This is a genomic window from Streptomyces sp. TRM70350 (assembly GCF_019219825.1).
GTDB lineage: Bacteria > Actinomycetota > Actinomycetes > Streptomycetales > Streptomycetaceae > Streptomyces.
The window spans coordinates 241,128-263,959 of the sequence record NZ_JAHUXH010000003.1; the positions used below are offsets into that span (position 1 = coordinate 241,128).

Here is a 22,832-nt window from a genome sequence, read left to right on the forward strand (position 1 = left end):
GTGCTGGCTGTTGGGGACGTCGGCGTAACGGACGTGACTTACCGTTAGCCATCCGGCTTTGCGTTCGTGTGGGGGACCGAGGTCCGGGTGACGGCCGTGTGCTGGCGGTGGGGGCGTCGACGTAAGGGACGTATCCTCAGCCACCCGGCTTTGCGTTCGCGCGGGAACGTAGGTCGGGCTGGCGGCCGCGTGCTGGCTGACTCAGGGCGTCGGCGTAAGCGACGTGACTCACCCCAGCCATCCGGCCAGCCCACCCGTGCACCACACCTCGTCCCCCGCCGTGATCAGCAGCGCCTCCACGTCCGGCAGGGACTCCAGCCAGGCCAGCCCGTTGCGCGCGCCCATCGCGAAGGCGGCCGTCGCCCAGCAGTCCGCCCAGGTCAGGCGGGGGGCGACGACCGTCACCGCGAGCAGGTCCGTCACCGCGGACTTTCGGGTGCGCGGGTCGACGATGTGGGCGCCGCGCTCGGCCGTGCCGGACGTGGCCACGGCCAGTTCCTCGGCGCCGGCCGCGGAGACGACCGCCGCCAGCCCACCGGGCCGCAGCGGATCCGACACGCCGACCCGCCAGGGCCGCTGTGCGCCGGGCACGCCGAGCAGCTGCACGTCCCCGCCGCCGTTGACGCTGACCCCGCTCACCCCGGCAGCCGCCAGCCGCCGCGCCGCCCGCTCGACGGCCCAGCCCTTCACGATCCCGGTCGGGTCCAGTCGGCCCTCGTACGTCGAGCTGAACCACCCCTCGCTGACCCGCTCCGCCTCGGCGGCCAGCTCCAGCACCTCGGCGACCTCGGGATCGCACTCCCCGACGGTCACCTCCCCACGGCCCAGCCGGGAGATCTGGCTGTCCTCGCGGTAGGTGCTGAACACCGCGTCGACCCGGTGCAGTCCGGCGACGGCCTCGTCGAGGGCCGCCCGCACGGCAGCGGGATCCCCGCCGCGGACGTCGAAGGAGAAGACGGTCCCCATCACCTCCTCCGCCCGGCGTTCCGCGGCGGGAGCCTGTGCGGATTCCACCACCGGCTCAGCCACCGGCCTGGTCCAGGGCCGACTGCAGCGACTGCCGGTACCCACTGCTGGTGTACGTGGCCCCGGACACGGCGTCGATGTCGGCGCTGCCCGCCGCGACGGCGGCCTGGTTGAGCTGGGGTACGGCGTCGGCGGTGATCTGGCTGCTCTGGCCGCCGCTGGGCGCCTGCACCGCTTCCGCCTGGGTGATCTTGCCGCCGCTGACGGTGATCCGGACCTGGACGGGCCCGTACTGGGTCTGGGCGACGGCCCCGGTGACCGTCCGCGCGGCCTGGGCGCTGCCCGAGCCGCCCTGGTCGGCGGAGCCGCTGCCGCTCGCCCGGGCCTGGTCGAGGGCCGACTGGAGGGACTCCCTGTAGCCGGTGCTGGTGTACGTCGCCCCCGACACCGCGTCGATCTCGGCGCTCTGCGCCGCGACGGCGGCCTGGTTGAGCTGGGGTACGGCGTCGGCGGTGATCTGGCTGCTCTGGCCGCCGCTGGGCGCCTGCACCGCCTCCGCCTGGGTGATCTTGCCGTTGCTCACGGTCAGCCGGACCTGCACCGGACCGTACTGGGTCTCGGCCACGGCGCCGGTCACCGTGGCGGTGCCCGCGGCCTGCGCTCCGCCCTGGGGCGCCGCAGCCCCCGCGGGGGGTGCCGCACCGCCCGCCGCCGCGGCGGAGCCGGGGTCGGTCGCCGGCTTCAGCGACAGCAGCAGCACGATGCCGGACACGGTGGCGGCGGTGGCGAGCACGGCACGCCGGATGGGGTGGCTCTTCTTCATGATGGCCGGTCTCCTGATGACCCGTCGCTCACATCTCGAACGACTCGTGATGGATACGGCGGGCGGGGACCCCCGCGCCGCGCAGTGCCTCGTACACGGACTGTGCGAAGCCGGGCGGCCCGCACAGGAAGACGTCGTGGTGGTCGATGTCCGGGATCTTCCGCTGCAGCGACTCCGCGGAGATGTCGGGGCGCGCCCCGTCCGGGCTGTTGACCGCGTACATCAGCCGGGCGCCCCGCTCGTCGGCGATCTTCGCCAGCTCGTCCCACAGGGCCAGGTCCTGGGTGCTGTTGGCCCGGTACAGCAGGGTGATGTCACCGGCCGCGCCCGGCAGCGTCTCGAACAGCGCCCGCATCGGCGTGATCCCGACGCCGCCCGCGACCAGCAGCACCTTGCCGCGGCTGCGGCGCTGGGCGGTCAGCGCGCCGTACGGCCCCTCTGCCCACACCCGCGTGCCGGGCTCCAGCTCGCGCAGCCGGGCGCTGTGGTCGCCGATCGCCTTCACGGTGATCCGCAGCATGCCGGGGCGGGGCGCCGCCGACAGCGAGTACGGGTGGGAGCTGAACCGCATGCCCGGCGCCAGGAACCGCCACCGGAAGAACTGCCCGGCCTCCGCGCCCATCCGGTGCAGCTTCCGCCCGCTGATCAGCACGGAAACGATCCCCGGCGTCTCCTCGATGACCGCCTCGACCCGCATCCGGTGCCTGACGTTGAGCCTGATCGGAGTGATGACCCGGAACCACACCACCAGCGCGGTGACCGCCCCGTACAGCCCGTACCAGAACGTCTTCGCGGCGGGTTCGACGGCGAAGTCGTTGCCGGTGCTGATCTGGTGCCAGAAGGTCAGATAGACCGCCGCGTACGTCATCAGATGGACGTGGTACCAGGTGTCGTAGGGCATCCTGCGGCGGATCGGGCCGATCGAGACGAGGCCGATGAGCACCAGCAGGCCGGTACCGATGGCGGCCTTGCCCATGTCCGGCAGCTGGTTGACGGAGTCGATCGTCTGCTGGACGACGTCACCGAGGGTCTTACCGGCTTGCAGGGCGTAGCCCCACATGATGAGGAAGACGTGCGCGACGATCAGGCAGAGGGTGTAGCGTCCGGTCATCGCGTGCCAGCGCGCCACCCGGTCGGAGCCCACCCGCCGCTCCAGCGCGGGCACCCGGGCCATCTGGAGCACCACGAGCGCCATCAGGTATCCGGCGAGCAGCCCGGTGATCCGGCCGGCGTTGAGGATCTGCCCGGTGGTGTCGGCGACGGACGGGGTGTTCTGCCACCACAGCCACAGCACCGCGGCCGCACCGGCCCACACGGCGATCAGCAGCGGGACGGCGGGGGAGCGGCGCGGGCGGATGCGGCGCATGGTCTGGCGCCGGGCGGCGCGGCCGCCTGCGAGCGTGGTGGTCACGGTTCCTCCGGGGACGGGGGCAACGGATCGTCGTGGTCCCTTGTCCCAGAGATACGCGCGGTGGCGGCCGTGTGTTCAGTCAGTACCGGGTGATCGCGGTGCGCCCGCTCTCCGTCCCCACCGCGATGTGCGGCCTGCCCCGCGCCTTCGCCCACAGCAGGATCCGCCGCATGGCGTCCTCCGGCACCGACACACAACCCGCCGTCGGCCCCTTCCCGCTGACGTGCAGAAAGATCCCGGCCCCGCGCCCGCGCACCGGCTGGTGGTAGTTGAAGCCGATGACCAGCGCATGGGCGTACAGCGGCCCGTACGACATCAGGTGCTCGGCTTCCTGCGCCCGGCAGTCGGCGGGGCGGGGCTCGGTCCAGCGGTTGTAGGAGCGGGAGTCGTCGTCCTGGCACCACCAGGAGTCCTCGCGCACCAGCCGGTACTTGTACGTCGTCCCGCTCGGCGCCGCCTTGATGCCGAAGGCGTACGGCAGGGTGAACAGCCCCGTCGGTGTGGTGTCCGTGCCCTGCCTGCGCGCCGCCCCCTCGACGAGCCCGTTCGCCCCGAACCGGGCCGGTGCCTCACCGGCGCTGACCCAGCGTCCGTCCCGCCGGTCCCACCAGGTCACCGTCCCCGTCGTCGAGCCCGCCTTCGGCGCCACGGCGGTGATCAGCTGACTGCCGGGGCCGGTGTCGGCCATGCGGTCGGGCAGCGTGGTCCCCTCGGCGGGGGCGGCGCCGAGGAGGCAGGCGCAGACGAGGACGGACACGGCGGCGGCGAGTGCGGGGCGCATGCCCCGACGCTAACGGGGGCTTCGCGCACCGGCAGTTCGGATGGTCCGTTCGGGCTTTGGGGTTCCGTCAGATCTCCTGGAGCGGCAGCGGCACCCCGGGCAGCCCGTCCAGGCTCGTGGCGATGTGCTCCTTGCCCGCGAAGTACGCGCTCAGCGACGCGGTGTCCTCGCGCGCGAAGCGCCGGGCGTGCAGCTCGCGATCACCGTCGTACGTCATCAGCGGCACCGCGAAACCGCAGCTGTCCCGGACGAGTTCGGCCGTCACGACGATGATCGCGCGCAGCCCGTGCGGGCTCGGGTCGATGTCCGGGAAGCGGGCGAGCAGCTCACCGAAGCGCGGGTCGTCACGGAACACCGGCTCGCCGCGCCCGTGCACCCGGACGATGTTCGGCGGGCCCTGGAACGCGCACCACATGAGGGTGATCCGCCCGTTCTCCCGCAGATGCGCGACCGTCTCGGCGTTGGAACCGGCGAAGTCCAGGTAGGCGACGGTCTGTTCGTCGAGCACCACGAACGAGCCCTTGAGGCCCTTGGGGGAGAGGTTGACCGTGCCGTCGCCGGAGAGCGGGGCGGTCGCGGTGAAGAAGAGAGGCTGCTCCTCGATGAACGAACGGAGTCTGCCGTCTATGCGTTCATACGTTTTTCCCATGGCAAGTGATTATCCGCGAAATTAGTTCGCCTGCCTAAGGGATATCCGTACGGATCCTTCACCGTGGCCGCCCCGGCCGGCGCTCCAACGGGGCGGCCACAGTGCCTGTCACGTCACCGGGTGAGCGTGCAGGCGGCCAGAGAGCCGAGTCCCTGGGGCTTGGCGGCCGTACGGCCGATGGAGATGGCGATCCGGTCGATCGTCGCCGAGCGCTTGGAGGCGAGCGGGCCGAGGATGGCGTTCTGGACGAAGTTGGGTCCGCCCTGCCCGACGGTTTCCCGCAGGCGCTTGTTGGCCTCGGCGATCTGGGTGTCGAGGAGGGCGAGGTTGCGGTTGACCTCGGCCTGCGCGGAGGCGGGGACCGCCGGGAGGCTGGGCGCCACGGCCGGGCAGGAGATGGTGCCCGCGCCGGTGTTGCCGCTGCCGGTGTTGCCGCCGGTCGCCTGGCTTGCGGCCGGGGTGGGCGGGGCCGCGTTGCCGCCGGTGTTGTTCGTCGCGCCGCCCGCGCCGAGCGTGCAGGGGGCGAGCGAGTCCAGGCCCTGCGGCCGGGCGGCGGTGCGGCCGATCGCGGTGGCGATGCGGTTGATGGTGGCGACCCGCTTGTCCTTCAGCGGGCCGAGGATGGCGTTCTGGACGAAGTTGGGTCCGCCCTGCCCGACGGTTTCCCGCAGGCGCTTGTTGGCCTCGGCGATCTGGGTGTCGAGGAGGGCGAGGTTGCGGTTGACCTCGGCCTGCGCGGAGGCGGGGACCGCCGGGAGGCTGGGCGCCACCGCCGGGCAGCTGATGGTGCCGGGCGAGGCCTTGGTCGTGGCCTGTGCCTTCTGGGACGTCTCCCCCGCGAGGGCGGAACCGGCGATCACCGCGCCGGACAGCGCCACCGCGGCCGCGCCGCCGATGAACGCGACGCGGCGCTTGCTGTACTTCGGAAGAGCCCTGGACATGCGGATGCCTCACTCGGGTCGGGGTGTCTGGTGTGTCTCGTTCACAAACGCGGCGCCTGCGTTCAGCGAGAGGTACGGGAAAGCGGTTTCCCGCGTTCAATGCTCCCCGAGATTGACGAACCATGCAGACTTCTGCATACTCATGCATGTCAGCGAATGCAGTGTGAGGAGAAACCCGTGACCGAGCGCGTCGTACTCGCCTACTCCGGCGGTCTGGACACCTCCGTCGCCATCGGCTGGATCGCCGAGGAGACCGGCGCCGAGGTCATCGCCGTTGCCGTGGACGTCGGTCAGGGCGGCGAGGACCTGGACGTCATCCGCAAGCGCGCGCTCGCCTGCGGTGCCGTAGAGGCCGAGGTCGCGGACGCCAAGGACGAGTTCGCCGAGGAGTACTGCCTCCCGGCGATCAAGGCCAACGCCCTCTACATGGACCGCTACCCGCTGGTCTCCGCCCTCTCCCGGCCGACGATCGTCAAGCACCTCGTCGCCGCCGCCAAGAAGCACGGCGCCACCACGGTCGCCCACGGCTGCACCGGCAAGGGCAACGACCAGGTCCGCTTCGAGGCCGGCATCGTCGCCCTCGCCCCCGACCTGAAGTGCATCGCCCCGGTCCGGGACTACGCGATGACCCGCGACAAGGCCATCGCGTTCTGCGAGGAGAAGAACCTCCCGATCGCGACCACCAAGAAGTCCCCGTACTCCATCGACCAGAACGTCTTCGGACGGGCCGTCGAGACGGGCTTCCTGGAGGACATCTGGAACGCCCCGATCGAGGACATCTACGAGTACACCCAGAACCCGGCCACCCCGCGTGACGCCGACGAGGTGATCATCACCTTCAAGGAGGGCGTCCCGGTCGCCATCGACGGCAAGCCCGTCACCGTGCTGCAGGCCGTCCAGCAGCTCAACGAGCGCGCCGGCGCCCAGGGCATCGGCCGGATCGACATGGTCGAGGACCGCCTCGTCGGCATCAAGTCCCGCGAGGTGTACGAGGCTCCCGGCGCGATCGCCCTGATCACCGCCCACCAGGAGCTGGAGAACGTCACCGTCGAGCGCGAGCTGGCCCGTTACAAGCGGCAGGTCGAGCAGCGCTGGGGCGAGCTGGTCTACGACGGCCTGTGGTTCTCCCCGCTCAAGCGCGCCCTGGACGGCTTCATCAACGAGGCCAACCAGCACGTCTCCGGAGACATCCGGATGACCCTGCACGGCGGCCGCGCGGTCGTCACCGGCCGGCGCTCGGAGGCGTCGCTGTACGACTTCAACCTCGCGACCTACGACACGGGCGACACGTTCGACCAGTCCGCGGCGAAGGGCTTCATCGACATCTACAGCATGTCGTCGAAGATCGCCGCCAAGCGCGACCTCGCCTGAGCCCGACGGCACCTCGCACGCACCAGCCTGACAGCCGCCTCCTCGGCCCCCGGGCCGGGGAGGCGGTCGCACATCGACAGCCTTGAGGAGCAACGCAAGTGAGCAGCAACAGCGGTGACGTACGGCTCTGGGGCGGCCGGTTCGCCGACGGTCCCGCCGAGGCCCTGGCGAAGCTGTCCGCGTCCGTCCACTTCGACTGGCGGCTCGCACCCTACGACATCGCCGGTTCGCGGGCGCACGCGCGCGTGCTGCACAAGGCGGGGCTGCTCACCGACGACGAGCTGACCCGGATGACCGCCGGGCTCGACCAGCTCGAAGCCGATGTCGCCGACGGTTCGTTCGTGGGCACGATCGCCGACGAGGACGTCCACACCGCCCTGGAGCGTGGCCTGCTGGAGCGCCTCGGCCCCGACCTCGGCGGCAAGCTGCGCGCGGGACGGTCGAGGAACGACCAGGTCGCGACCCTCTTCCGGATGTACCTGCGCGACCACGCCCGCACCATCGGCGGCCTGATCGCCGACCTCCAGGACGCCCTGATCGGCCTTGCCGAGGCCCACCCGGACGTGGCGATGCCCGGCCGCACCCACCTCCAGCACGCCCAGCCGGTTCTCTTCGCCCACCATGTCCTCGCGCATGTGCAGTCCCTGTCCCGGGACGCCGAACGCCTGCGCCAGTGGGACGAGCGGACGGCCGTGTCGCCGTACGGCTCGGGCGCCCTGGCGGGCTCCTCCCTCGGCCTGGACCCGGAGGCGGTCGCCAAGGACCTCGGCTTCGAGCACGGCAGCGCCGCCAACTCCATCGACGGCACGGCCTCCCGTGACTTCGTCGCCGAGTTCGCCTTCGTCACCGCGATGATCGGCGTGAACCTCTCCCGGATCGCCGAGGAGGTCATCATCTGGAACACGAAGGAGTTCTCCTTCGTGACCCTGCACGACGCCTTCTCCACCGGCTCGTCGATCATGCCGCAGAAGAAGAACCCGGACATCGCGGAGCTGGCGCGCGGCAAGTCCGGCCGCCTGATCGGCAACCTGACCGGCCTGCTGGCCACCCTCAAGGCCCTCCCGCTCGCGTACAACCGCGACCTGCAGGAGGACAAGGAGCCGGTCTTCGACTCCATCGACCAGCTGGAGATCCTGCTGCCTGCCTTCACCGGCATGATGGCCACGCTCACCGTGCACCGCGAGCGCATGGAGGAGCTGGCCCCGGCCGGGTTCTCGCTCGCCACGGACATCGCGGAGTGGCTGGTCAAGCAGGGCGTGCCGTTCCGGGTCGCGCACGAGGTGGCCGGTGAGTGCGTGAAGGTCGCCGAGGCCGAGGGCAAGGAACTGGACGAGCTGACCGACGAGCAGTTCGCGAAGATCTCCGCCCACCTCACCCCGGAGGTCCGCTCGGTCCTCAACGTCCCGGGCGCCCTCGCGTCCCGCGACGGCCGCGGAGGTACGGCGCCCAGTGCGGTAGCGGTGCAACTGGCGGAGGTGAAGGCGGACGTGGCGGCCCAGCACCAGTGGGCAGCAGGGAAGCGTCCCCAGGGGCGCGGGGAACTGCGCGACGAGCCACACACACCCCGCACCCGCCACCGCACAGCACGACCCGAGCTCTGAGGCGCCGCCCCTTCACCGAAGGTCATCACGGGTTACGTTGGTCGCAAGCCGTACCGGAGCCGACCCGACGGAGCCCGCGATGCCCTTCGCCCGCCTGGCCTCAGTAACGACCGCCACCTGCCACCTCGGCCTCGGCCTCGCCGCAGTCGGCCGCCCCGGCTACATCAACCTGGGCCGAGACCAGGACCTCGGAGAGGACCGCAGCGTCGAGACGCTGCGCACCCGCACCCACGAGCTCCTGGACGCCGCCTACGCCCAGGGCGTGCGCTACTTCGACGTCGCCCGCTCCTACGGCCGCTCCGAGGAGTTCCTCGCCGACTGGCTGAACGCCCACCCGGAGATCGACGACATCGTCGTCGGCAGCAAGTGGGGCTACACCTACACCGCCGACTGGTCCACCGACGCGGAGCGGCACGAGGTCAAGGACCACAGCCTGGCCACCTTCGAGCGGCAGCGCGCCGAGAGCACCGAGCTGCTCGGCGACCGGCTCGACCTCTACCAGATCCACTCGGTGACCCCGGACAGCCCCGCCCTCACCGACAAGGACCTGCACGCCAGGCTCGCCGAGGCCGCCGCCCAGGGCCTGACCATCGGCTTCTCCACCACCGGCCCCGCGCAGGCCGACGCCGTCCGCGCCGCGCTGGAGGTGACGGTCGACGGCGAACGCCTCTTCCGTACCGTCCAGTCCACCTACAACGCCCTGGAGACCTCGGCCGCCCCCGCCCTCGCCGAGGCCCACGACGCCGGGCTCACGGTGATCGTCAAGGAGGGCATGGCCAACGGGCGGCTCGCCGAGCCCCATGCGCCGGACGCGCTGAAGGCCGTGGCGGCGGAGACGTCACTCGGCTGCGACGCCATCGCCCTCGCCCTGATCCTGCGCCAGCCCTGGGCCGGTGTGGTCCTCTCCGGCGCCGCGACCACCGTGCAGCTCGCCTCGAACCTGCACGCCGCCGTCGTGGACCTCGACGAGAACCAGCTGGCGCGGCTCGCCACGCTCGTCGAGGAGCCGGGGGCTTACTGGGAGCGGCGCGGGCAGCTGCCCTGGCACTGAGGATGCGCAAGCACCGACGTTGTGAGACACGCATGCCCGGCATGAGACAAATCTGTCTCATGCGGGCTATGGTTGTCTCATGACCGTCGACCGAGAGCACGTACTGCGCAGCGCCGCAGCCCTGCTGACCCGTAAATCCACCGCGACCATGGACGAGGTCGCCAAGGCCGCCGGGATCAGCCGGGCCACGCTGCACCGCCACTTCGCCGGGCGCGACGCGCTGGTCCGGGCGCTGGAGGCGCTCGGCCTCGCGGAGTGCGAGGCCGCGCTGGACACCGCCCGGCTGGACGAGGGCAGCGCGAGCGACGCCGTACGGCGACTGGTGCGGGAGATCGAGCCCGCGGCCGGACTCCTCTCCTTCCTCTACACCGAGAACCAGCTGTTCGAGGGCGAGGAGCAGAACGCGGGGTGGGCCCGGCTCGACGCCCGGGTCTCGGCACTGTTCCGGCGCGGCCAGGACAGCGGCGAGTTCCGCATCGACCTGACCCCCGCCTGGCTCACCGAGGCCCTCTACGGCCTGATCGCCGCCGGGGCCTGGTCGGTGCATGACGGCAAGGTCGCCGCGAACGACTTCCAGAACATGATCGTCGAGCTGCTGCTCGGCGGTGCGACACGGAGAGAGGAATCATGACCAGCACCCTGCAGTCGGCCAGCGCGAACGAGGCGGTGAAGCGCCCCGGCCGCTGGCTGGCGCTGTCCGTGCTCGTGCTCGCCGTGCTGCTGGTGGCCGTCGACGCCACCGTGCTCGGCCTCGCGACCCCGTACATCAGCGAAGACCTCAATCCGTCCGGCACCCAGCTGCTGTGGATCGGTGACGTCTACTCCTTCGTCATCGCCGGTCTGCTCGTCTCCATGGGCAGCCTCGGCGACCGCATCGGCCGCAAGCGCATCCTGCTGGTCGGCGCCACGGCGTTCGGCGCGGTCTCCGTGCTCAACGCCTACGCGACCACGCCGGAGCTGCTGATCGTGGCCCGGGCGCTGCTCGGTGTGGCGGGCGCGACCCTGATGCCGGCCACGCTCGCCCTGATCCGCAACCTCTTCCACGACCCGCGCGAGCGCAGCCTCGCCATCGGCATCTGGGGCGCCACCGCGTCCGCCGGTACGGCGGTCGGTCCGATCGCCGGTGGTTTCCTGCTGGAGCACTTCTGGTGGGGCTCCGTCTTCCTGATCAACCTGCCCGTGATGGCGGTCCTCGTCCTCGTCGGAATCAAGCTGCTCCCCGAGTCGAAGAACGCCCGCCCCGGCCCCTGGGACCTGCTCAGCGTCCTGCTGTCGCTGATCGGCATGATCGGTGCGGTGTACGCGATCAAGGAAGCCGCCTCCCACGGGTTCGGCTGGGGGACGCTCGCCGCGGGCCTGCTGGGTGCCGCCGCCCTCTACGGCTTCGTACGGCGTCAGCTCACCCTCCCGGCCCCGCTGCTGGACATGCGCCTGTTCCGCAACCGCGGCTTCAGCGGGGCGGTGCTCGCCGACCTGCTGACCATCCTCGGCCTGTCCGGCCTGGTCTTCTTCCTGTCGCAGTTCCTGCAACTGGTCCAGGGCAGACGCCCGTTCGAGGCGGGTCTGGCCGAACTGCCCGCCGCGCTCGGTGCGGTGGCGGCCGGTCTGGTCGCCGGGCGGGCGGCCCGCCGGTTCTCGGTGCGGGCCGTGGTGGCGGGCGGACTCGCCGCCGTCGGCCTGGCGCTGGGCGCGCTGACCCTGCTCGGCCAGAACACCGGGTATCCGCTGCTCGGGGCCGCGCTGCTGGTCGTCGGTGTCGGTGCCGGGTTCTCGTTCACGGTGACCGCCGACGTGATCCTCGCGTCCGTGCCCAAGGAGCAGGCGGGCGCCGCGTCGGCCGTGTCCGAGACGGCGTACGAACTCGGCGCCGCCCTCGGAATCGCCCTGCTCGGCTCGATCGTGACCGGCGTCTACCGGGGCTTCGCCGCACCGGCGGGCACCCCGGAGGCCGCGCACGAGTCGCTGGGCGGAGCCGTCGAGGTCGCCGCGGGCCTGCCCGCCCACACGTCCGGTGCGCTGCTGGACGCGGCCCGCCAGTCCTTCGTCGACGGCCTGACGCTCGCGTCGGGCGTGGGCGCCGTGGTGCTGCTCGCGGCCGCGGTGGCCGCGTGGTTCCTGCTACGGGGACAGAAGCTGGAAGGCGCGGTCGAGCACCCGTAGCCGTACCGCCTTCAGGAACCGCCTCCAAGTACCGCCTTCAAGAACGCCTTCGAGAAACGCCTTTAGGTTCGTCTTCGGCTTCACCTGATGGTCTTGGTTCCGTACCCGATGTCGTTCCCACGGCTGAAGGAGCCACCGACCATGACACGTCGTACGAAGAAAGCGATCGTCACCGTCTCCGTCCCGGCCACAGCGGGCCTCGCCGACGACGGTGACAGGGCGCCGCGCGAGCAGATCGCGTTCGTCGTCGAGGAGGGCGGCGCGGCGGACCGGGAGGACTGCCCCTGGAAGGACGGCAGCACCACCGCCCCCTCGACCGCCCCCGCGTCGCGCCCGGCGTTCCCGAGCACACCCTCGCCGACGCGCTGCACGCCCTGCGCCCGCCCAGCAGGCCGCGCTGGCGTTCGTGGACCGGCTGCCGGAGCGGTTCAACGCGGGACTCGTGCCGTTCAGCGGCTCCGCCACGGTCGCGGTGCCGCCGACCACCCGATCGCGAGGTGCTGCGCTCGGCGATCCAGCGGCTGACCACCGGTGCGGGCACGGCGATCGGCGACGCCGTCGTCGCCGCCCGGGACGCGGTCCGTGCCCTCGACGAACGGGCCGGGACGGAGCCACCGCCCGCCCACATCGTGCTCCTGTCCGACGGCTCCAACACCACGGGCCGCTCGTGGAGTCGGCGGCCCGGGAGGCGGCGGCCGACCGCATCCCGCTGTCGACCATCGCCTACGGCACGGAAGGCGGCACGATCACCCTCCCGTCCGGCGAAGCGTGCCGGTCCCCGTGACGGCCCCGCCCTGGAACGGCTCGCCTCGACGACCGGCGGCGCCTTCCACGAGACGGCGACCGGGGAGGAGCTCCAGGCGGTCTACGAGGACATCGGCAGCTCCGTCGGCCATCGCACCGAGGAACGGGAGATCTGGCAGTGGCTCGTGGCGGCGGGGCTGCTCACGGCGCTGCTCGCCGCAGCCACGTCCTTGCTGTGGTTCTCCCGGATTCCGTGACCACCGACCCAAGGAGGCAGGACCGTGACCGATCCCAGCTCCCGCCCCGGCCTCGGTGCCCCGCGCGGGCCCGCGTTCCTGGCCGGGAGGGCACCCTCGTTCCCCGGCCCGCCCGCCTCACCGGCAACGGCGCCCGCCGTCCCGCCACCGGCCCCGCCTCCCGGCCGCACCCCCCGCCTCTTCGCCGCGACCCTCTTCGCCGCCGTCCTGGCAGCGGTGCCGCCGGGTACGCGGCCGGGGCCCTCGGTGACTCCGAACCGCCCTCCGCTCCGGCGGCCGCGCGGTCGCCGGGGGACCTCCAAGCCGTTGCCGCGCGGTCCTGCGACGTTCGTGCTCTGGTTCCCCGCACCCGGCGCCGGCCACGGCAACGGGGGCCTCCGCAGGACGCGCACCTCCAGAGCACCTCGGGAGCTACGCCGCCTCTTTGGCCTTTGTAGCGTACATGTCCACGTACTCCTGCCCGGACAGCCGCATGACCTCCGTCATCACGGAGTCCGTCACGGCCCGCAGCACATACCGGTCCCGGTCCATCCCGTCGTACCGGGAGAACTCCATCGCCTCACCGAAGCGGACCGTCACCCGGCACGGCCGGGGGAAGCCCGCACCGCCCGGCTGGATCCGGTCCGTGCCGATCATGGCGAACGGGACGACGGGCGCGCCCGTCATCAGGGTGAGCCGGGCGATGCCGGTGCGCCCCCGGTACAGGCGGCCGTCGGGGGAGCGGGTGCCCTCGGGGTAGATGCCGAAGACCTTGCCCTCCTCCAGGATCCGGCGGCCGGTCATCAGCGCCGCGACCCCGCCCTTGCCGCCGTCGCGGTCGACCGGGATCATGCCGACGCCGGTGAAGAACCACGCCATGAGCCGGCCCTTGAGGCCCTTGCCGGTGACGTACTCGTCCTTGCCGATGAAGAACACCTGACGGTCGCAGACCAGCGGCAGGATCATCGAGTCGATGAACGTGAGGTGGTTGCCGGCCAGGATCACCGGGCCGTCGCCCGGAATATGCTCCACACCCTCCACCCGGGGGCGGAACATCAGGCGCATGATCGGTCCGAGCACTGCCTTGATGAGCGCGAAGCGGGACAACGGGCCCTCCGGTATCAACGGATTCGGTACGAGTCTGTTCAGTCTTATGAGTCTGTGCAGGTGAGGACGATACTCGCGGCCCCCGGGCAAACGCACATCGGGGACATCGGGTTCACCGAGGTCTTACGCACTGTTGACGTACGTTCACCTGCGGTGGCATGCCGCAGCCTACGCGTAACCCGGCGGCGACGATGTGACCGACATCGCGCGGAGGCGGTACCGACCGGCTACCCCACGGCGCGTCACACCCACTCGGCATACGGTCCTCATACGACATCCATCGTCAGCCACGCGTTCGAAATGACGCCTCCCGGCTGACACATCGACACCCCTACGATCTGCCAGCACCGACGACATGCACGGCAGGGAGGCCGCTGATGGGAACGCAGAAGTCGAACGAGCAGCCGCAGGAACAGGCGCACACCGGGCGGCGGGCGCTCCTCGGTGCTGCCGTGCTCGGCGCGGGCGGAGCCGTCCTCGGTCTGTCCGGCACGGCGAGAGCCGATGCGCGTCATGGAGGCCGCGGAATGAAGAGCCTGCCCGTGCCGACGATCGTCGCCCACCGCGGCGCCAGCGGCTACCGTCCCGAGCACACCCTCGGCTCGTACCAGCTGGCCCTCGACATGGGCGCCGACGTCGTCGAGGCCGGCGACCTGGTGCCCACCAAGGACGGTCACCTCGTCTGCCGGCACGAGCCCGAGATCGGCGGCACCACGGACGTCGCCGACCACCCCGAGTTCGCCGACCGCAGGACCACCAAGGTCCTGGACGGCGTCTCCACCACCGGCTGGTTCACCGAGGACTTCACCCTCGCCGAGCTGAAGACCCTGCGCGCCACCGAGCGCATCCCGGCCAACCGCCCGCACAACACCCTCTACAACGGCCGCTGGGACATCCCCACCTTCGAAGAGGTGCTCCGGTGGCAGGACGAGCAGACCCGCAAGCGCGGCAAGCAGGTCTGGATCTACCCCGAGCTCAAGCACCCCACCTACTTCCGGGGGCTCGGCCTCTCCATGGAGGAGCGGGTCGCCAAGCTGCTGCGCAAGTACCGCAAGGACCGCTGGAACTCGCCGGTCATCCTGCAGTCCTTCGAGCCGACCAGCATCCAGCGCCTGCACAAGCTGGTCGACAACCCGCTCGTCGTCCTCCTGTCCGGCGCCGACACCCGCCCCTGGGACTTCGTCGAGAACGGTGACCCGCGCACCGTCGCCGACCTGATCAAGCCGGCCGGCCTGCGCGAGATCGCCTCCTACGCCCAGGGCATCGGCCCCACCCTCGACCTGATCATCCCGAGGGACCGCGCGGGCAACCTCACCCGGCCGACCACCCTCGTCGCCGACGCCCACAAGGTCGGCCTCAAGCTGCACCCCTGGACGCTGCGCAACGAGAACCCGTTCCTGCCCGCGGACTTCCGCGAGGGCACCGGCGAGGACGCCTACGGCGATGTGTTCGGGGCCTACCAGGCGTACTTCGCGACCGGCATCGACGGCATCTTCACCGACCAGCCGGACACCGGCCTGCTGGCCCGCGAGGACTTCGTCAACGACTGAGCCGTCCCACCCCGGTCGGGGTGACAACCGGCCGCCCGGGCAACCCACCGCCCGGGCGGCCGCGTCGTGCCGCATATGACGCACGACCTGCTCGTCTCACTGCGCCCCCTGCTCGCCGCCGAGGCCTCCGCCGAGGCGCACGCCGCCGGCACCGAGCCCGGCGACCTGGAACAGGCGGTCTGGCTCCGCCTCCTGGAACTCCTCGACGCCGGCGGCCCGCCCCCCGACCCCGAGCGCTGGCTGCGCCGCGCCGTCCGCTTCGAGGCCCGCCGCTCCCGACGTACGACCCGGCGCGAACGGCCGTACGAGACCGAACCCGCCGACGAGGCCGCGCACACCCCCGAACAGCTCGCCCTCACCGCGGCCCGTGCCCGGGCCCTGCGCGCGGCGGTGCGCCGGCTGCCCGGCCGCTGCCCCGCCCTCCTGGAAGCCCTGATGTCCCCCAAGGACCTCACATACCGGGAGATCGCGGGGGAGTTGGGTATCTCACAGGGGAGCCTCGGGCCGGAACGTTCCAGATGTCTGGGATGTCTGCGGCGACTGCTCGCCTCGGAGGTTGCGGCTCGCGGAGCACGGGGATAGGAGTGAGGGACAACGGCAACAGGTGAGCGGGAGGCGTGCACACATGGGCATGAGCGTGACCATCTCCGAGGCGACCGACCAGGACGTCGAGCAGATCTTCAAGCTGCAGTACCTGTGCTTCCAGAGCGAGGCGGCGCTGTACGGCAACTACCGCATCGACCCGCTCGTCCAGCCCCTCGACTCGGTCCGCCGGGAAGTCGCCGAGGACTGCGTCTTCGTGGCCCGGCTCGGCGACGAGGTGGTCGGCTCGGTGCGCGGCGCGATCACCGAGGACGGCGCGGCCTCCATCAGCCGCCTCTGCGTCCACCCCCGCCTCCAGGGCCACGGCATCGGCGCCCGCCTCCTCGGCGCGGCGGAGTCGGCCCTCGCGCAGCAGCGCGGCGCCAAGAAGTTCCGCCTCCACACGGGCCACCGCAGCGAGGGCAACCTCCGCCTGTACCGCAAGGTGGGTTACGAGACGGTGGGCACGTCAGAGGGCACGGACGGCGTCCCGATGGTCGTCCTCGAAAAGCAGGCGGGCCCCTACGCGACAACGGCCTGAGCTGCAACGCCGTCAGGGGCGCGGGGAACTGCGCGCCAAGCCGCAGACAACCCGCACCCGCCAACGACGCTCAACCCGGCTGCTCGCTGCGCGCTTTCCGCAACCACCACAAAGCGGAAACCGGCAACAAAACCGGAATGAACAAATACCCCATCCCGAAGTCGGACCACACGGTCGCGTCCGGAAACGCAGACGGCTCGACCAGCGTCCACGTGCCGACAACCAGCACACCCACCAGCTCGGCGGCGCAGCACACTTGCGCCGCCCTGCGGGCCGTCTCCCCGCCCCGCACCAGCGTGTACGTGATGAACCCGTACACCACCCCCGCCACCGCCGACAGCGCGTAAGCGAGCGGCGCCCGGTCGAACTCGGTGGCGATCTGGTAGACGGACCGCGACACGGCCCCCACCACCATCACCCCGTACAGCCAGACGAGCAGCACCCCGGGCCCACCGATCAGCCGCGTCCTGCCCGTCGTGGCCACCTCAGCCTCCCCAGATGTCATAGAGCCGCACCTCCAGGACAGCCAGCACCACACCGCCGGCGGCAACCGTCACCGAACCCCACTTGGAGCGCTCGGCCAGCGACATGAACCCCGCGGCCGGGACACACGCGAACGCCCCCAGCAGATACGCCACGAAGATGGTCGTCCCCTGCTCCGGCCGCTCACCGCGCGCCAGCAGCACCACGCCGACCACCAGCTGCACCAGCGCCAGCACCGACACCACGGCCATCCCGATGAAGTGCCAGTCCTTGGTCGGCTGGTCACGGTACGCGGCCCAACCGCACCAGGCGCCGAGCAACAGCGCGGCGACCGCGATCGCCACCGTCAGGGCATCAAGCATGCAGCGACCCTATTACGGGCCAAAAGGCCTGATGCGGCCGCCCCCGGTCCACCACTGTCCGCAATGCGGACAGCGATTCCTGGTCCCGTTCACACGTCTGCTTTACTGATCGCATGACCACGACGAGCAGCCGCATCCCTGCGACCGAGGCGACCATGACGCCCGGTGCTCGCTGTATGTGTCGTCGAATGTGCGCCTGCTAGAGGGCCCCCGCATCCCCTGAGTCTCGCGCCCCGAAGCGAGCCGCCGTGGCATGTCCGTACGCCGTCCGCCGTACGTGACCCGCCTTCCCCCGCTGCCTCAACGGCGTGGGGGGGGGACCCCCATCGCGCACTTCTTCCCTCCCGTACCAGGGCACACCCACGCCCGCATACTCGACAGTGACGGAAACCCACGTGATCACCACATCGGGCCTCACCAAGGTCTATCGCTCACGCGGCCGCGAGATCACCGCCCTGGACGGCGTCGATCTGCACGTCCGCGAAGGCGAGGTGTACGGCGTCATCGGCCAGTCCGGCGCCGGCAAGTCCTCGCTCATCCGCTGCGTCAACCTTCTGGAGCGCCCCACCTCCGGCACGGTCACCGTCGCCGGCCAGGACCTCACCGCCCTCGCGGGGCGCGGCCCGCGCGCGAGCCGGGAACTCCGCCGCGCGCGCAGCCGTATCGGCATGGTCTTCCAGCACTTCAACCTGCTGTCCTCCCGGACCGTCCAGGAGAACATCGAGCTGCCGCTGGAAATCCTCGGCACGGCAGGCAGGGCGCGTTCCCTCAAGGCGCTGGAACTGCTCGACCTGGTGGGCCTCGCCGACAAGGCCAAGGCCTACCCCGCCCAGCTCTCCGGCGGCCAGAAGCAGCGCGTCGGCATCGCCCGCGCCCTGGCCGGCGACCCCAAAGTGCTGCTCTCCGACGAGGCCACCAGCGCCCTCGACCCGGAGACCACCCGCTCGATCCTGAAGCTGCTGCGCGACCTGAACCGGCAGCTCGGCCTGACCGTCCTGCTCATCACGCACGAGATGGACGTCGTCAAGAGCATCTGCGACTCGGCCGCCCTGATGGACAAGGGCCGCATCGTCGAGTCCGGCACGGTCAGCGAGCTGCTCGCCACCCCGGGCTCGGAACTGGCCTCCGCCCTCTTCCCGGTCGGCGGCGAGGCCACCGCCGACGACAGGACGGTCCTCGACATCACCTTCCACGGCGAGTCCGCCACCCAGCCGGTCATCTCCCAGCTGGCCCGCACCTACACCATCGACGTCTCCATCCTCGGCGCCGCCATCGACACCGTCGGCGGCCTCCAGGTCGGCCGGATGCGCATCGAACTGCCCGGCCGCTACGAGGACAACGTCGTGCCGATCGGGTTCCTGCGCGAACAGGGCCTGCAGATCGACGTCGTCGGCGCCGAGCCGGTGCTGGTGAAGGAAGGTGCCCAGTGACCTGGTCCGAAATGCAGCCACTGCTGGAGCAGGCGTGTACGGAGACGCTGGTCATGGTCGGCTGGTCCACCCTGATCGCCGTCGTCGCCGGACTCCCCATCGGCGTCCTGCTCGTCCTCACCGACAAGGGCGGCCTGTTGCAGAACACGGTGGTGAACAAGGTCATCGGGCAGATCGTGAACGTCGGCCGCTCGATGCCGTTCATCATCCTGATGGTCGCGCTGATGAGCTTCACCCGCTGGGTCACCGGCACCACCATCGGCAGCGAGGCCGCGATCGTGCCGCTGGCCATCGGCGGCATCCCGTTCTTCGCCCGCCTCGTCGAGACCGCCGTCCGCGAGGTGGACCACGGGCTGGTCGAGGCCGTCCAGTCGATGGGCGGCAACACCTGGACCATCGTCCGCAAGGTCCTCGTCCCCGAGGCGCTGCCGTCCCTGATCGCCTCCACGACGACCACGGTCATCGCCCTGATCGGCTACTCCGCCATGGCCGGCACGGTCGGTGGCGGCGGCCTCGGCGACCTCGCCGTCCGCTACGGCTACCAGCGCTTCGAGACCGGCCTGATGTGGATCACCGTGGCGGTCCTCGCCGTCGTCATCTCCCTCATCCAGTTCGCCGGCGACTACGCCGCCCGCTCCCTGCACCGCCGCGGCGGCCGCTCCGGTCCCGGCCCCAAGCTCCGCCTGCTGAAGGCGAAGGAGCAGGCCGCGGCCGACGTCCGCAAGGTCGCGTAACCCAAGACCCCCCCGTCCACCCACGACGGGGCGCACCACCCACCAGGAAAGGCACTTTTCGTGCGTAACACCGCCAAGATCACCGCCGCAGCCCTCGCCACCGGAGCGCTCACCTTCGGGCTCACCGCCTGCGGCGCCTCCGCCTCCGGCTCCGGCGACGGCCCGCTCGTCGTCGCCGCCAGCCCGACCCCGCACGCCGAGATCCTCACCTACGTCAGGGACAACCTGGCGCAGAAGGCCGGCCTCGACCTGGAGGTCAAGGAGTTCACCGACTACGTCACGCCGAACACGGCGACGGAGGACGGCTCGGTCGACGCCAACTACTTCCAGAACCAGCCGTACCTCGACGACTTCAACAAGAAGAACGGCACCCACATCGTGCCCGTCGTCACGGTCCACCTGGAGCCGCTCGGCCTCTACTCCCACAAGGTCAAGAGCGTCGACGCCCTGAAGAGCGGTGCGACGATCGCCGTCCCCAACGACACGGTCAACGAGGCGCGGGCACTGAAGCTGCTCGCCGACAACGGCCTGATCACCCTCAAGGACGGCGTGGGCAACGAAGCGACCCCCGCGGACATCACCGAGAACCCGAAGAACCTCAAGTTCAAGGAACTGGAGGCGGCCCAGACCCCGCGCTCCCTGGACGACGTGGACGCCGCGGTCGTCAACGGCAACTACGCCATCGAGGCCGACCTCAAGCCCGCCGGGGACGCCCTCGTCCTGGAGTCCGCCAAGGACAACCCGTACGGCAACTTCCTCGCCGTGAAGGAGGGCGACGAGGACGACCCGCGCCTGAAGAAGCTCGCGCAGCTCCTCACCTCCGCCGAGGTCAGGAAGTTCATCGAGGACGAGTACGACGGCTCGGTCATCGCGTCCTTCTGAGCCAGGCGCTTTCGTGCGCAACCGGGGTTCACCCGATCACACGGAGTGGACCCCGGGTGTGTGGTTCAGTGCTTTCATGCTGCATGCTGGGCAGTTCAGCAGGTTCTGACGGTTCGAAGGTTACGGAGCGGCTTCATGACGAGCGCCTTCCCCACCATCTCCATCAGCACGGAGCGGTTGGTGCTGCGTCCCCTCGACGAGGACGACACCCCCGCCCTGGCCGAGATGATGAACGACGAGCAGGTCGTCGCCTGGACCGACGTGCAGCAGCCCTTCACCGAGGACGGCGCCCGCGCCTGGATCACCGAGTACGCCCGCAGTGAGCGCGCCGAGGGGCGCGGCCTTGCCCTCGCCGTCACCGAGTTCCTCACCCAGCGCCTGGTCGGCATCATCCAGCTCGGCAGGACGAACTGGCATGTGCGCTCCACCGAGATGTCGTACATCATCGCCCCCTGGGCCCGCGGCGAGGGCTATGCCTCCGAGGCCGCCCTGGCCACGGCCCAATGGCTGTTCGGCGACCAGAAATTCGAACGCATCGAACTGCGCACGGCCGCCGACAACACGGCCTCCCAGCAGGTCGCCCAGAAGATCGGCTGCATCAGCGAGGGGGTGCTGCGGGGCGCCTGCATAGCGCGCACCCGCACCCACGACGGTGCCTGGGCCGAGGTGCGCACCGACTACATCGTGTGGAGCCTGCTGCCCGAGGACATCGAGGGTGCGGGGGACCAGCTGGCCGACACCGGCGGTTTCACGTCGTACTCGGACTGGAACTGAGGGCGCCGGGGACGCCGCCCGAGCGCGCCCGGGTGGCACCAGGTACTCTCACGGAGCCCGCCCGCCCGCGGGCTGCCCCCGACTACCTGCGCAGACCCCCTGGAGACTGACGACGATGGCCGACCGGGTCACGGTGATCGGCTGGGACGGCTCTCCGCTGACCGCCGCGGCACGCGCCGCCCTGGGCGCCGCCACCCTGGTGGCCGGTGCCGCCCACCACCTGGCACTGCCCGAGGTGCCGCCCACCGCCGAGCGCATCCGTCTGGGCAGCCTCGCCCTCGCCGCCCGCCGGATCGCCGCCCATCGCGGCACCGCGGTGGTGCTCGCCGACGGCGACCCCGGGTTCTTCGGCGTCGTACGGACCCTGCGCGCACCCGAGTTCGGCCTGGAGGTCGAAGTCGTCCCCGCCGTCTCCTCCGTGGCCGCCGCCTTCGCCCGTGCGGGCATGCCCTGGGACGACGCCCACGTGGTCGTCGCACACCCCCGCACCCTGCGCCGCGCGGTGAACGTATGCCGCGCCCACACCAAGGTGGCGGTCCTCACCTCACCCGGCGCCGGCCCCGCCGAACTCGGCCTGCTCCTCGACGGCATCCACCGCACGTTCGTCATCTGCGAGGAACTCGGCACCGGCCGCGAGCAGGTCACCGTCGTCACCTCCGACAAGGCCGCCGACCACACCTGGCGCGACCCGAACGTCGTCATCGTCATCGGCGGCCCGGCCGGGGCACAGGAGGGCGGCGGCTGGATCGCCGGACGCGGCCCGGGCGCGGGCCCGCGCGGCTGGACCCTGCCCCCCGAGGCGTACGACGGTGAACCGGGCGAGGGCGAGACCGAGCTGCTCCGCGCGGCCCAACTCGCCCGGCTCGGACCCCGCGTCGGCGACCTCGTCTGGGACATCGGCTGCGGCAGCGGCGCCTTCGCCACCGAGGCCGCCCGCGCCGGCGCCGCCGTCATCGCCGTCGACCGGGACCTCGGCGCCTGTGCCCGTACCGACGCCGCCGCACGCCGCTTCGCGGTCCAGCTCCAGGTCGTGCACGGCACCGCCCCGCACGTCCTGGAGAACCTGCCCGAACCCGACGTGGTCCGCGTCGGCGGCGGGGGAGCGGCCGTGGTCTCCGCGGTCGCCGACCGCCGCCCCCAGCGCATCGTCACCCACGCCGCCACCCGCGACGCGGCCGAACTCATCGGCCGTGACCTCACCGAGCACGGCTACGAGGTCGAGTGCGCCCTGCTGCAGTCCGTGGAACTCGACACCCGGGCCTGGACGGAGAAGGAGCGGAGCGTGGCGTTCCTGCTCAGCGGCGTGCTGCCGGACCGCGCGTCCTGATCCCGCCCCGTCCCCGTGATCCGGTTGTCGTACCGCGCGCGGTAGGCTGGCCGATCGTTGTACCGCACTCGGACGCCCGGCGCTTCGTCGGTCAATGTCCGGAAAACACGCCCGTTTTGGGCTGGGTGTGGTACGGCAGAACCCGAGGACGCGCAACGTGGCGCAGTCCACAGCGGGCCGTCGCGAATGAAGCTGACGTGACGGCGGAAGGGCCGCGACAATGCCACTGAATGGCTTTGTCGCCTTTTCCGGCGGGTCGTTCGTGCCGCTGGGCACGCACGCTCGTTCTTCACGGCGGGGCGGTCGGTGCGCCGTTCCGGGTGAGC

General features: G+C 71.3%; 23 protein-coding genes and 1 pseudogene. 14 read left to right on the forward strand and 10 right to left on the reverse strand.

What is annotated here, in order from left to right:
* Positions 1-228: 228 nt before the first annotated feature.
* From KWI83_RS07095 to KWI83_RS07120, 6 genes are all read right to left on the reverse strand, one after another.
* Complete coding sequence (locus KWI83_RS07095) at positions 229-966, reverse strand: FAD:protein FMN transferase (RefSeq protein ID WP_256361939.1); 738 nt, start codon at positions 964-966, stop codon at positions 229-231.
* Positions 967-1,021: 55 nt separating this feature from the next.
* Positions 1,022-1,789: an FMN-binding protein gene (locus KWI83_RS07100; protein WP_218513424.1), complete on the reverse strand. Its 768-nt coding sequence runs from the start codon at positions 1,787-1,789 to the stop codon at positions 1,022-1,024.
* Positions 1,790-1,817: 28 nt separating this feature from the next.
* The gene (locus tag KWI83_RS07105; RefSeq protein WP_218513425.1) at positions 1,818-3,200 is read right to left on the reverse strand and encodes a ferric reductase-like transmembrane domain-containing protein; all 1,383 of its coding nucleotides are present in this window, start codon (positions 3,198-3,200) and stop codon (positions 1,818-1,820) included.
* Positions 3,201-3,279: 79 nt separating this feature from the next.
* The gene (locus KWI83_RS07110) at positions 3,280-3,981 is read right to left on the reverse strand and encodes a L,D-transpeptidase (RefSeq protein WP_218513426.1); all 702 of its coding nucleotides are present in this window, start codon (positions 3,979-3,981) and stop codon (positions 3,280-3,282) included.
* Between the two features lie 67 nt (positions 3,982-4,048).
* The gene (locus tag KWI83_RS07115; RefSeq protein ID WP_218513427.1) at positions 4,049-4,630 is read right to left on the reverse strand and encodes a pyridoxamine 5'-phosphate oxidase family protein; all 582 of its coding nucleotides are present in this window, start codon (positions 4,628-4,630) and stop codon (positions 4,049-4,051) included.
* A 113-nt stretch (positions 4,631-4,743) separates the two neighbouring features.
* Positions 4,744-5,571 carry a hypothetical protein gene (locus KWI83_RS07120; RefSeq protein ID WP_218513428.1) on the reverse strand — a complete coding sequence of 276 codons (828 nt, stop codon included), beginning with the start codon at positions 5,569-5,571 and terminating at the stop codon, positions 4,744-4,746.
* Between the two features lie 177 nt (positions 5,572-5,748).
* Here KWI83_RS07120 and KWI83_RS07125 point away from each other — a divergent pair, with 177 nt between their 5' ends.
* The 5 genes and pseudogenes from KWI83_RS07125 (at position 5,749) to KWI83_RS07145 (ending at position 11,754) form a co-directional block, all read left to right on the forward strand.
* Positions 5,749-6,942: an argininosuccinate synthase gene (locus tag KWI83_RS07125; RefSeq protein ID WP_218513429.1), complete on the forward strand. Its 1,194-nt coding sequence runs from the start codon at positions 5,749-5,751 to the stop codon at positions 6,940-6,942.
* A 98-nt stretch (positions 6,943-7,040) separates the two neighbouring features.
* Positions 7,041-8,465 (forward strand): annotated as a pseudogene (gene argH, locus KWI83_RS07130) (argininosuccinate lyase); the annotation flags it as partial.
* Between the two features lie 157 nt (positions 8,466-8,622).
* Entirely contained in the window at positions 8,623-9,594 is a 972-nt protein-coding gene (locus tag KWI83_RS07135) for an aldo/keto reductase (RefSeq protein ID WP_218513430.1), read from the forward strand.
* A 79-nt stretch (positions 9,595-9,673) separates the two neighbouring features.
* Positions 9,674-10,225, forward strand: a complete 552-nt coding sequence (locus KWI83_RS07140; protein ID WP_218513431.1) for a TetR/AcrR family transcriptional regulator — start codon at positions 9,674-9,676, stop codon at positions 10,223-10,225.
* Complete coding sequence (locus KWI83_RS07145; RefSeq protein ID WP_218513432.1) at positions 10,222-11,754, forward strand: MFS transporter; 1,533 nt, start codon at positions 10,222-10,224, stop codon at positions 11,752-11,754. The genes KWI83_RS07140 and KWI83_RS07145 overlap by 4 nt, the downstream gene beginning before the upstream one ends.
* 80 nt (positions 11,755-11,834) lie before the next feature.
* On the opposite strand, the gene KWI83_RS07150 is transcribed toward KWI83_RS07145, so the two are convergent.
* Positions 11,835-12,125 carry a hypothetical protein gene (locus tag KWI83_RS07150; RefSeq protein ID WP_218513601.1) on the reverse strand — a complete coding sequence of 97 codons (291 nt, stop codon included), beginning with the start codon at positions 12,123-12,125 and terminating at the stop codon, positions 11,835-11,837.
* Between the two features lie 126 nt (positions 12,126-12,251).
* Between KWI83_RS07150 and KWI83_RS07155 the strand changes: the two genes are divergently transcribed.
* Positions 12,252-12,755 carry a hypothetical protein gene (locus tag KWI83_RS07155; protein ID WP_256361902.1) on the forward strand — a complete coding sequence of 168 codons (504 nt, stop codon included), beginning with the start codon at positions 12,252-12,254 and terminating at the stop codon, positions 12,753-12,755.
* Between the two features lie 411 nt (positions 12,756-13,166).
* Here the strand turns inward: KWI83_RS07155 and KWI83_RS07160 are convergent, their stop codons facing one another.
* Positions 13,167-13,841 carry a 1-acyl-sn-glycerol-3-phosphate acyltransferase gene (locus KWI83_RS07160; protein WP_218513433.1) on the reverse strand — a complete coding sequence of 225 codons (675 nt, stop codon included), beginning with the start codon at positions 13,839-13,841 and terminating at the stop codon, positions 13,167-13,169.
* A gap of 377 nt (positions 13,842-14,218) precedes the next feature.
* Here KWI83_RS07160 and KWI83_RS07165 point away from each other — a divergent pair, with 377 nt between their 5' ends.
* The 3 genes from KWI83_RS07165 to KWI83_RS07175 all read left to right on the forward strand — a co-directional run bounded on the left by KWI83_RS07165 (position 14,219) and on the right by KWI83_RS07175 (position 16,514).
* Complete coding sequence (locus tag KWI83_RS07165) at positions 14,219-15,391, forward strand: glycerophosphodiester phosphodiesterase (protein WP_218513434.1); 1,173 nt, start codon at positions 14,219-14,221, stop codon at positions 15,389-15,391.
* A 75-nt stretch (positions 15,392-15,466) separates the two neighbouring features.
* On the forward strand, positions 15,467-15,973 hold the full coding sequence (locus tag KWI83_RS07170) for a sigma-70 family RNA polymerase sigma factor (RefSeq protein WP_218513435.1): 507 nt from the start codon (positions 15,467-15,469) through the stop codon (positions 15,971-15,973).
* A gap of 43 nt (positions 15,974-16,016) precedes the next feature.
* Entirely contained in the window at positions 16,017-16,514 is a 498-nt protein-coding gene (locus tag KWI83_RS07175) for a GNAT family N-acetyltransferase (RefSeq protein WP_218513436.1), read from the forward strand.
* A 70-nt stretch (positions 16,515-16,584) separates the two neighbouring features.
* On the opposite strand, the gene KWI83_RS07180 is transcribed toward KWI83_RS07175, so the two are convergent.
* Both KWI83_RS07180 and KWI83_RS07185 read right to left on the reverse strand, forming a co-directional pair.
* Positions 16,585-17,019, reverse strand: a complete 435-nt coding sequence (locus KWI83_RS07180; RefSeq protein ID WP_218513437.1) for a hypothetical protein — start codon at positions 17,017-17,019, stop codon at positions 16,585-16,587.
* Entirely contained in the window at positions 17,000-17,359 is a 360-nt protein-coding gene (locus KWI83_RS07185) for a hypothetical protein (RefSeq protein ID WP_218513438.1), read from the reverse strand. The genes KWI83_RS07180 and KWI83_RS07185 overlap by 20 nt, the downstream gene beginning before the upstream one ends.
* Positions 17,360-17,754: 395 nt before the next feature.
* Here KWI83_RS07185 and KWI83_RS07190 point away from each other — a divergent pair, with 395 nt between their 5' ends.
* The 5 genes from KWI83_RS07190 to cbiE all read left to right on the forward strand — a co-directional run bounded on the left by KWI83_RS07190 (position 17,755) and on the right by cbiE (position 22,506).
* The gene (locus KWI83_RS07190; RefSeq protein ID WP_218513439.1) at positions 17,755-18,789 is read left to right on the forward strand and encodes a methionine ABC transporter ATP-binding protein; all 1,035 of its coding nucleotides are present in this window, start codon (positions 17,755-17,757) and stop codon (positions 18,787-18,789) included.
* A complete protein-coding gene (locus KWI83_RS07195) occupies positions 18,786-19,523 on the forward strand; it encodes a methionine ABC transporter permease (protein WP_218513440.1) in 738 nt (245 codons plus the stop codon). Before KWI83_RS07190 ends, KWI83_RS07195 begins: the two co-directional genes overlap by 4 nt.
* Positions 19,524-19,583: 60 nt before the next feature.
* On the forward strand, positions 19,584-20,405 hold the full coding sequence (locus KWI83_RS07200) for a MetQ/NlpA family ABC transporter substrate-binding protein (RefSeq protein ID WP_218513441.1): 822 nt from the start codon (positions 19,584-19,586) through the stop codon (positions 20,403-20,405).
* Positions 20,406-20,540: 135 nt separating this feature from the next.
* Entirely contained in the window at positions 20,541-21,179 is a 639-nt protein-coding gene (locus KWI83_RS07205; protein WP_218513442.1) for a GNAT family N-acetyltransferase, read from the forward strand.
* A 115-nt stretch (positions 21,180-21,294) separates the two neighbouring features.
* Positions 21,295-22,506 (forward strand): precorrin-6y C5,15-methyltransferase (decarboxylating) subunit CbiE, encoded by a 1,212-nt coding sequence (gene cbiE, locus KWI83_RS07210; protein ID WP_218513443.1) that lies wholly within the window; start codon positions 21,295-21,297, stop codon positions 22,504-22,506.
* Positions 22,507-22,832 lie beyond the last annotated feature (326 nt).

Bases quoted from the DNA above. Each gene is read 5' to 3' on its own strand.
- KWI83_RS07145 (WP_218513432.1), top strand. From the start codon at position 10,222: ATGACCAGCACCCTGCAGTCGGCCAGCGCGAACGAGGCGGTGAAGCGC.
- cbiE (WP_218513443.1), top strand. From the start codon at position 21,295: ATGGCCGACCGGGTCACGGTGATCGGCTGGGACGGCTCTCCGCTGACC.
- KWI83_RS07115 (WP_218513427.1), bottom strand. From the start codon at position 4,630: ATGGGAAAAACGTATGAACGCATAGACGGCAGACTCCGTTCGTTCATC.
- KWI83_RS07110 (WP_218513426.1), bottom strand. From the start codon at position 3,981: ATGCGCCCCGCACTCGCCGCCGCCGTGTCCGTCCTCGTCTGCGCCTGC.
- KWI83_RS07140 (WP_218513431.1), top strand. From the start codon at position 9,674: ATGACCGTCGACCGAGAGCACGTACTGCGCAGCGCCGCAGCCCTGCTG.
- KWI83_RS07135 (WP_218513430.1), top strand. From the start codon at position 8,623: ATGCCCTTCGCCCGCCTGGCCTCAGTAACGACCGCCACCTGCCACCTC.
- KWI83_RS07095 (WP_256361939.1), bottom strand. From the start codon at position 966: ATGGGGACCGTCTTCTCCTTCGACGTCCGCGGCGGGGATCCCGCTGCC.
- KWI83_RS07165 (WP_218513434.1), top strand. From the start codon at position 14,219: ATGGGAACGCAGAAGTCGAACGAGCAGCCGCAGGAACAGGCGCACACC.
- KWI83_RS07180 (WP_218513437.1), bottom strand. From the start codon at position 17,019: ATGACATCTGGGGAGGCTGAGGTGGCCACGACGGGCAGGACGCGGCTG.
- KWI83_RS07205 (WP_218513442.1), top strand. From the start codon at position 20,541: ATGACGAGCGCCTTCCCCACCATCTCCATCAGCACGGAGCGGTTGGTG.
- KWI83_RS07120 (WP_218513428.1), bottom strand. From the start codon at position 5,571: ATGTCCAGGGCTCTTCCGAAGTACAGCAAGCGCCGCGTCGCGTTCATC.
- KWI83_RS07175 (WP_218513436.1), top strand. From the start codon at position 16,017: ATGGGCATGAGCGTGACCATCTCCGAGGCGACCGACCAGGACGTCGAG.
- KWI83_RS07170 (WP_218513435.1), top strand. From the start codon at position 15,467: ATGACGCACGACCTGCTCGTCTCACTGCGCCCCCTGCTCGCCGCCGAG.
- KWI83_RS07100 (WP_218513424.1), bottom strand. From the start codon at position 1,789: ATGAAGAAGAGCCACCCCATCCGGCGTGCCGTGCTCGCCACCGCCGCC.
- KWI83_RS07185 (WP_218513438.1), bottom strand. From the start codon at position 17,359: ATGCTTGATGCCCTGACGGTGGCGATCGCGGTCGCCGCGCTGTTGCTC.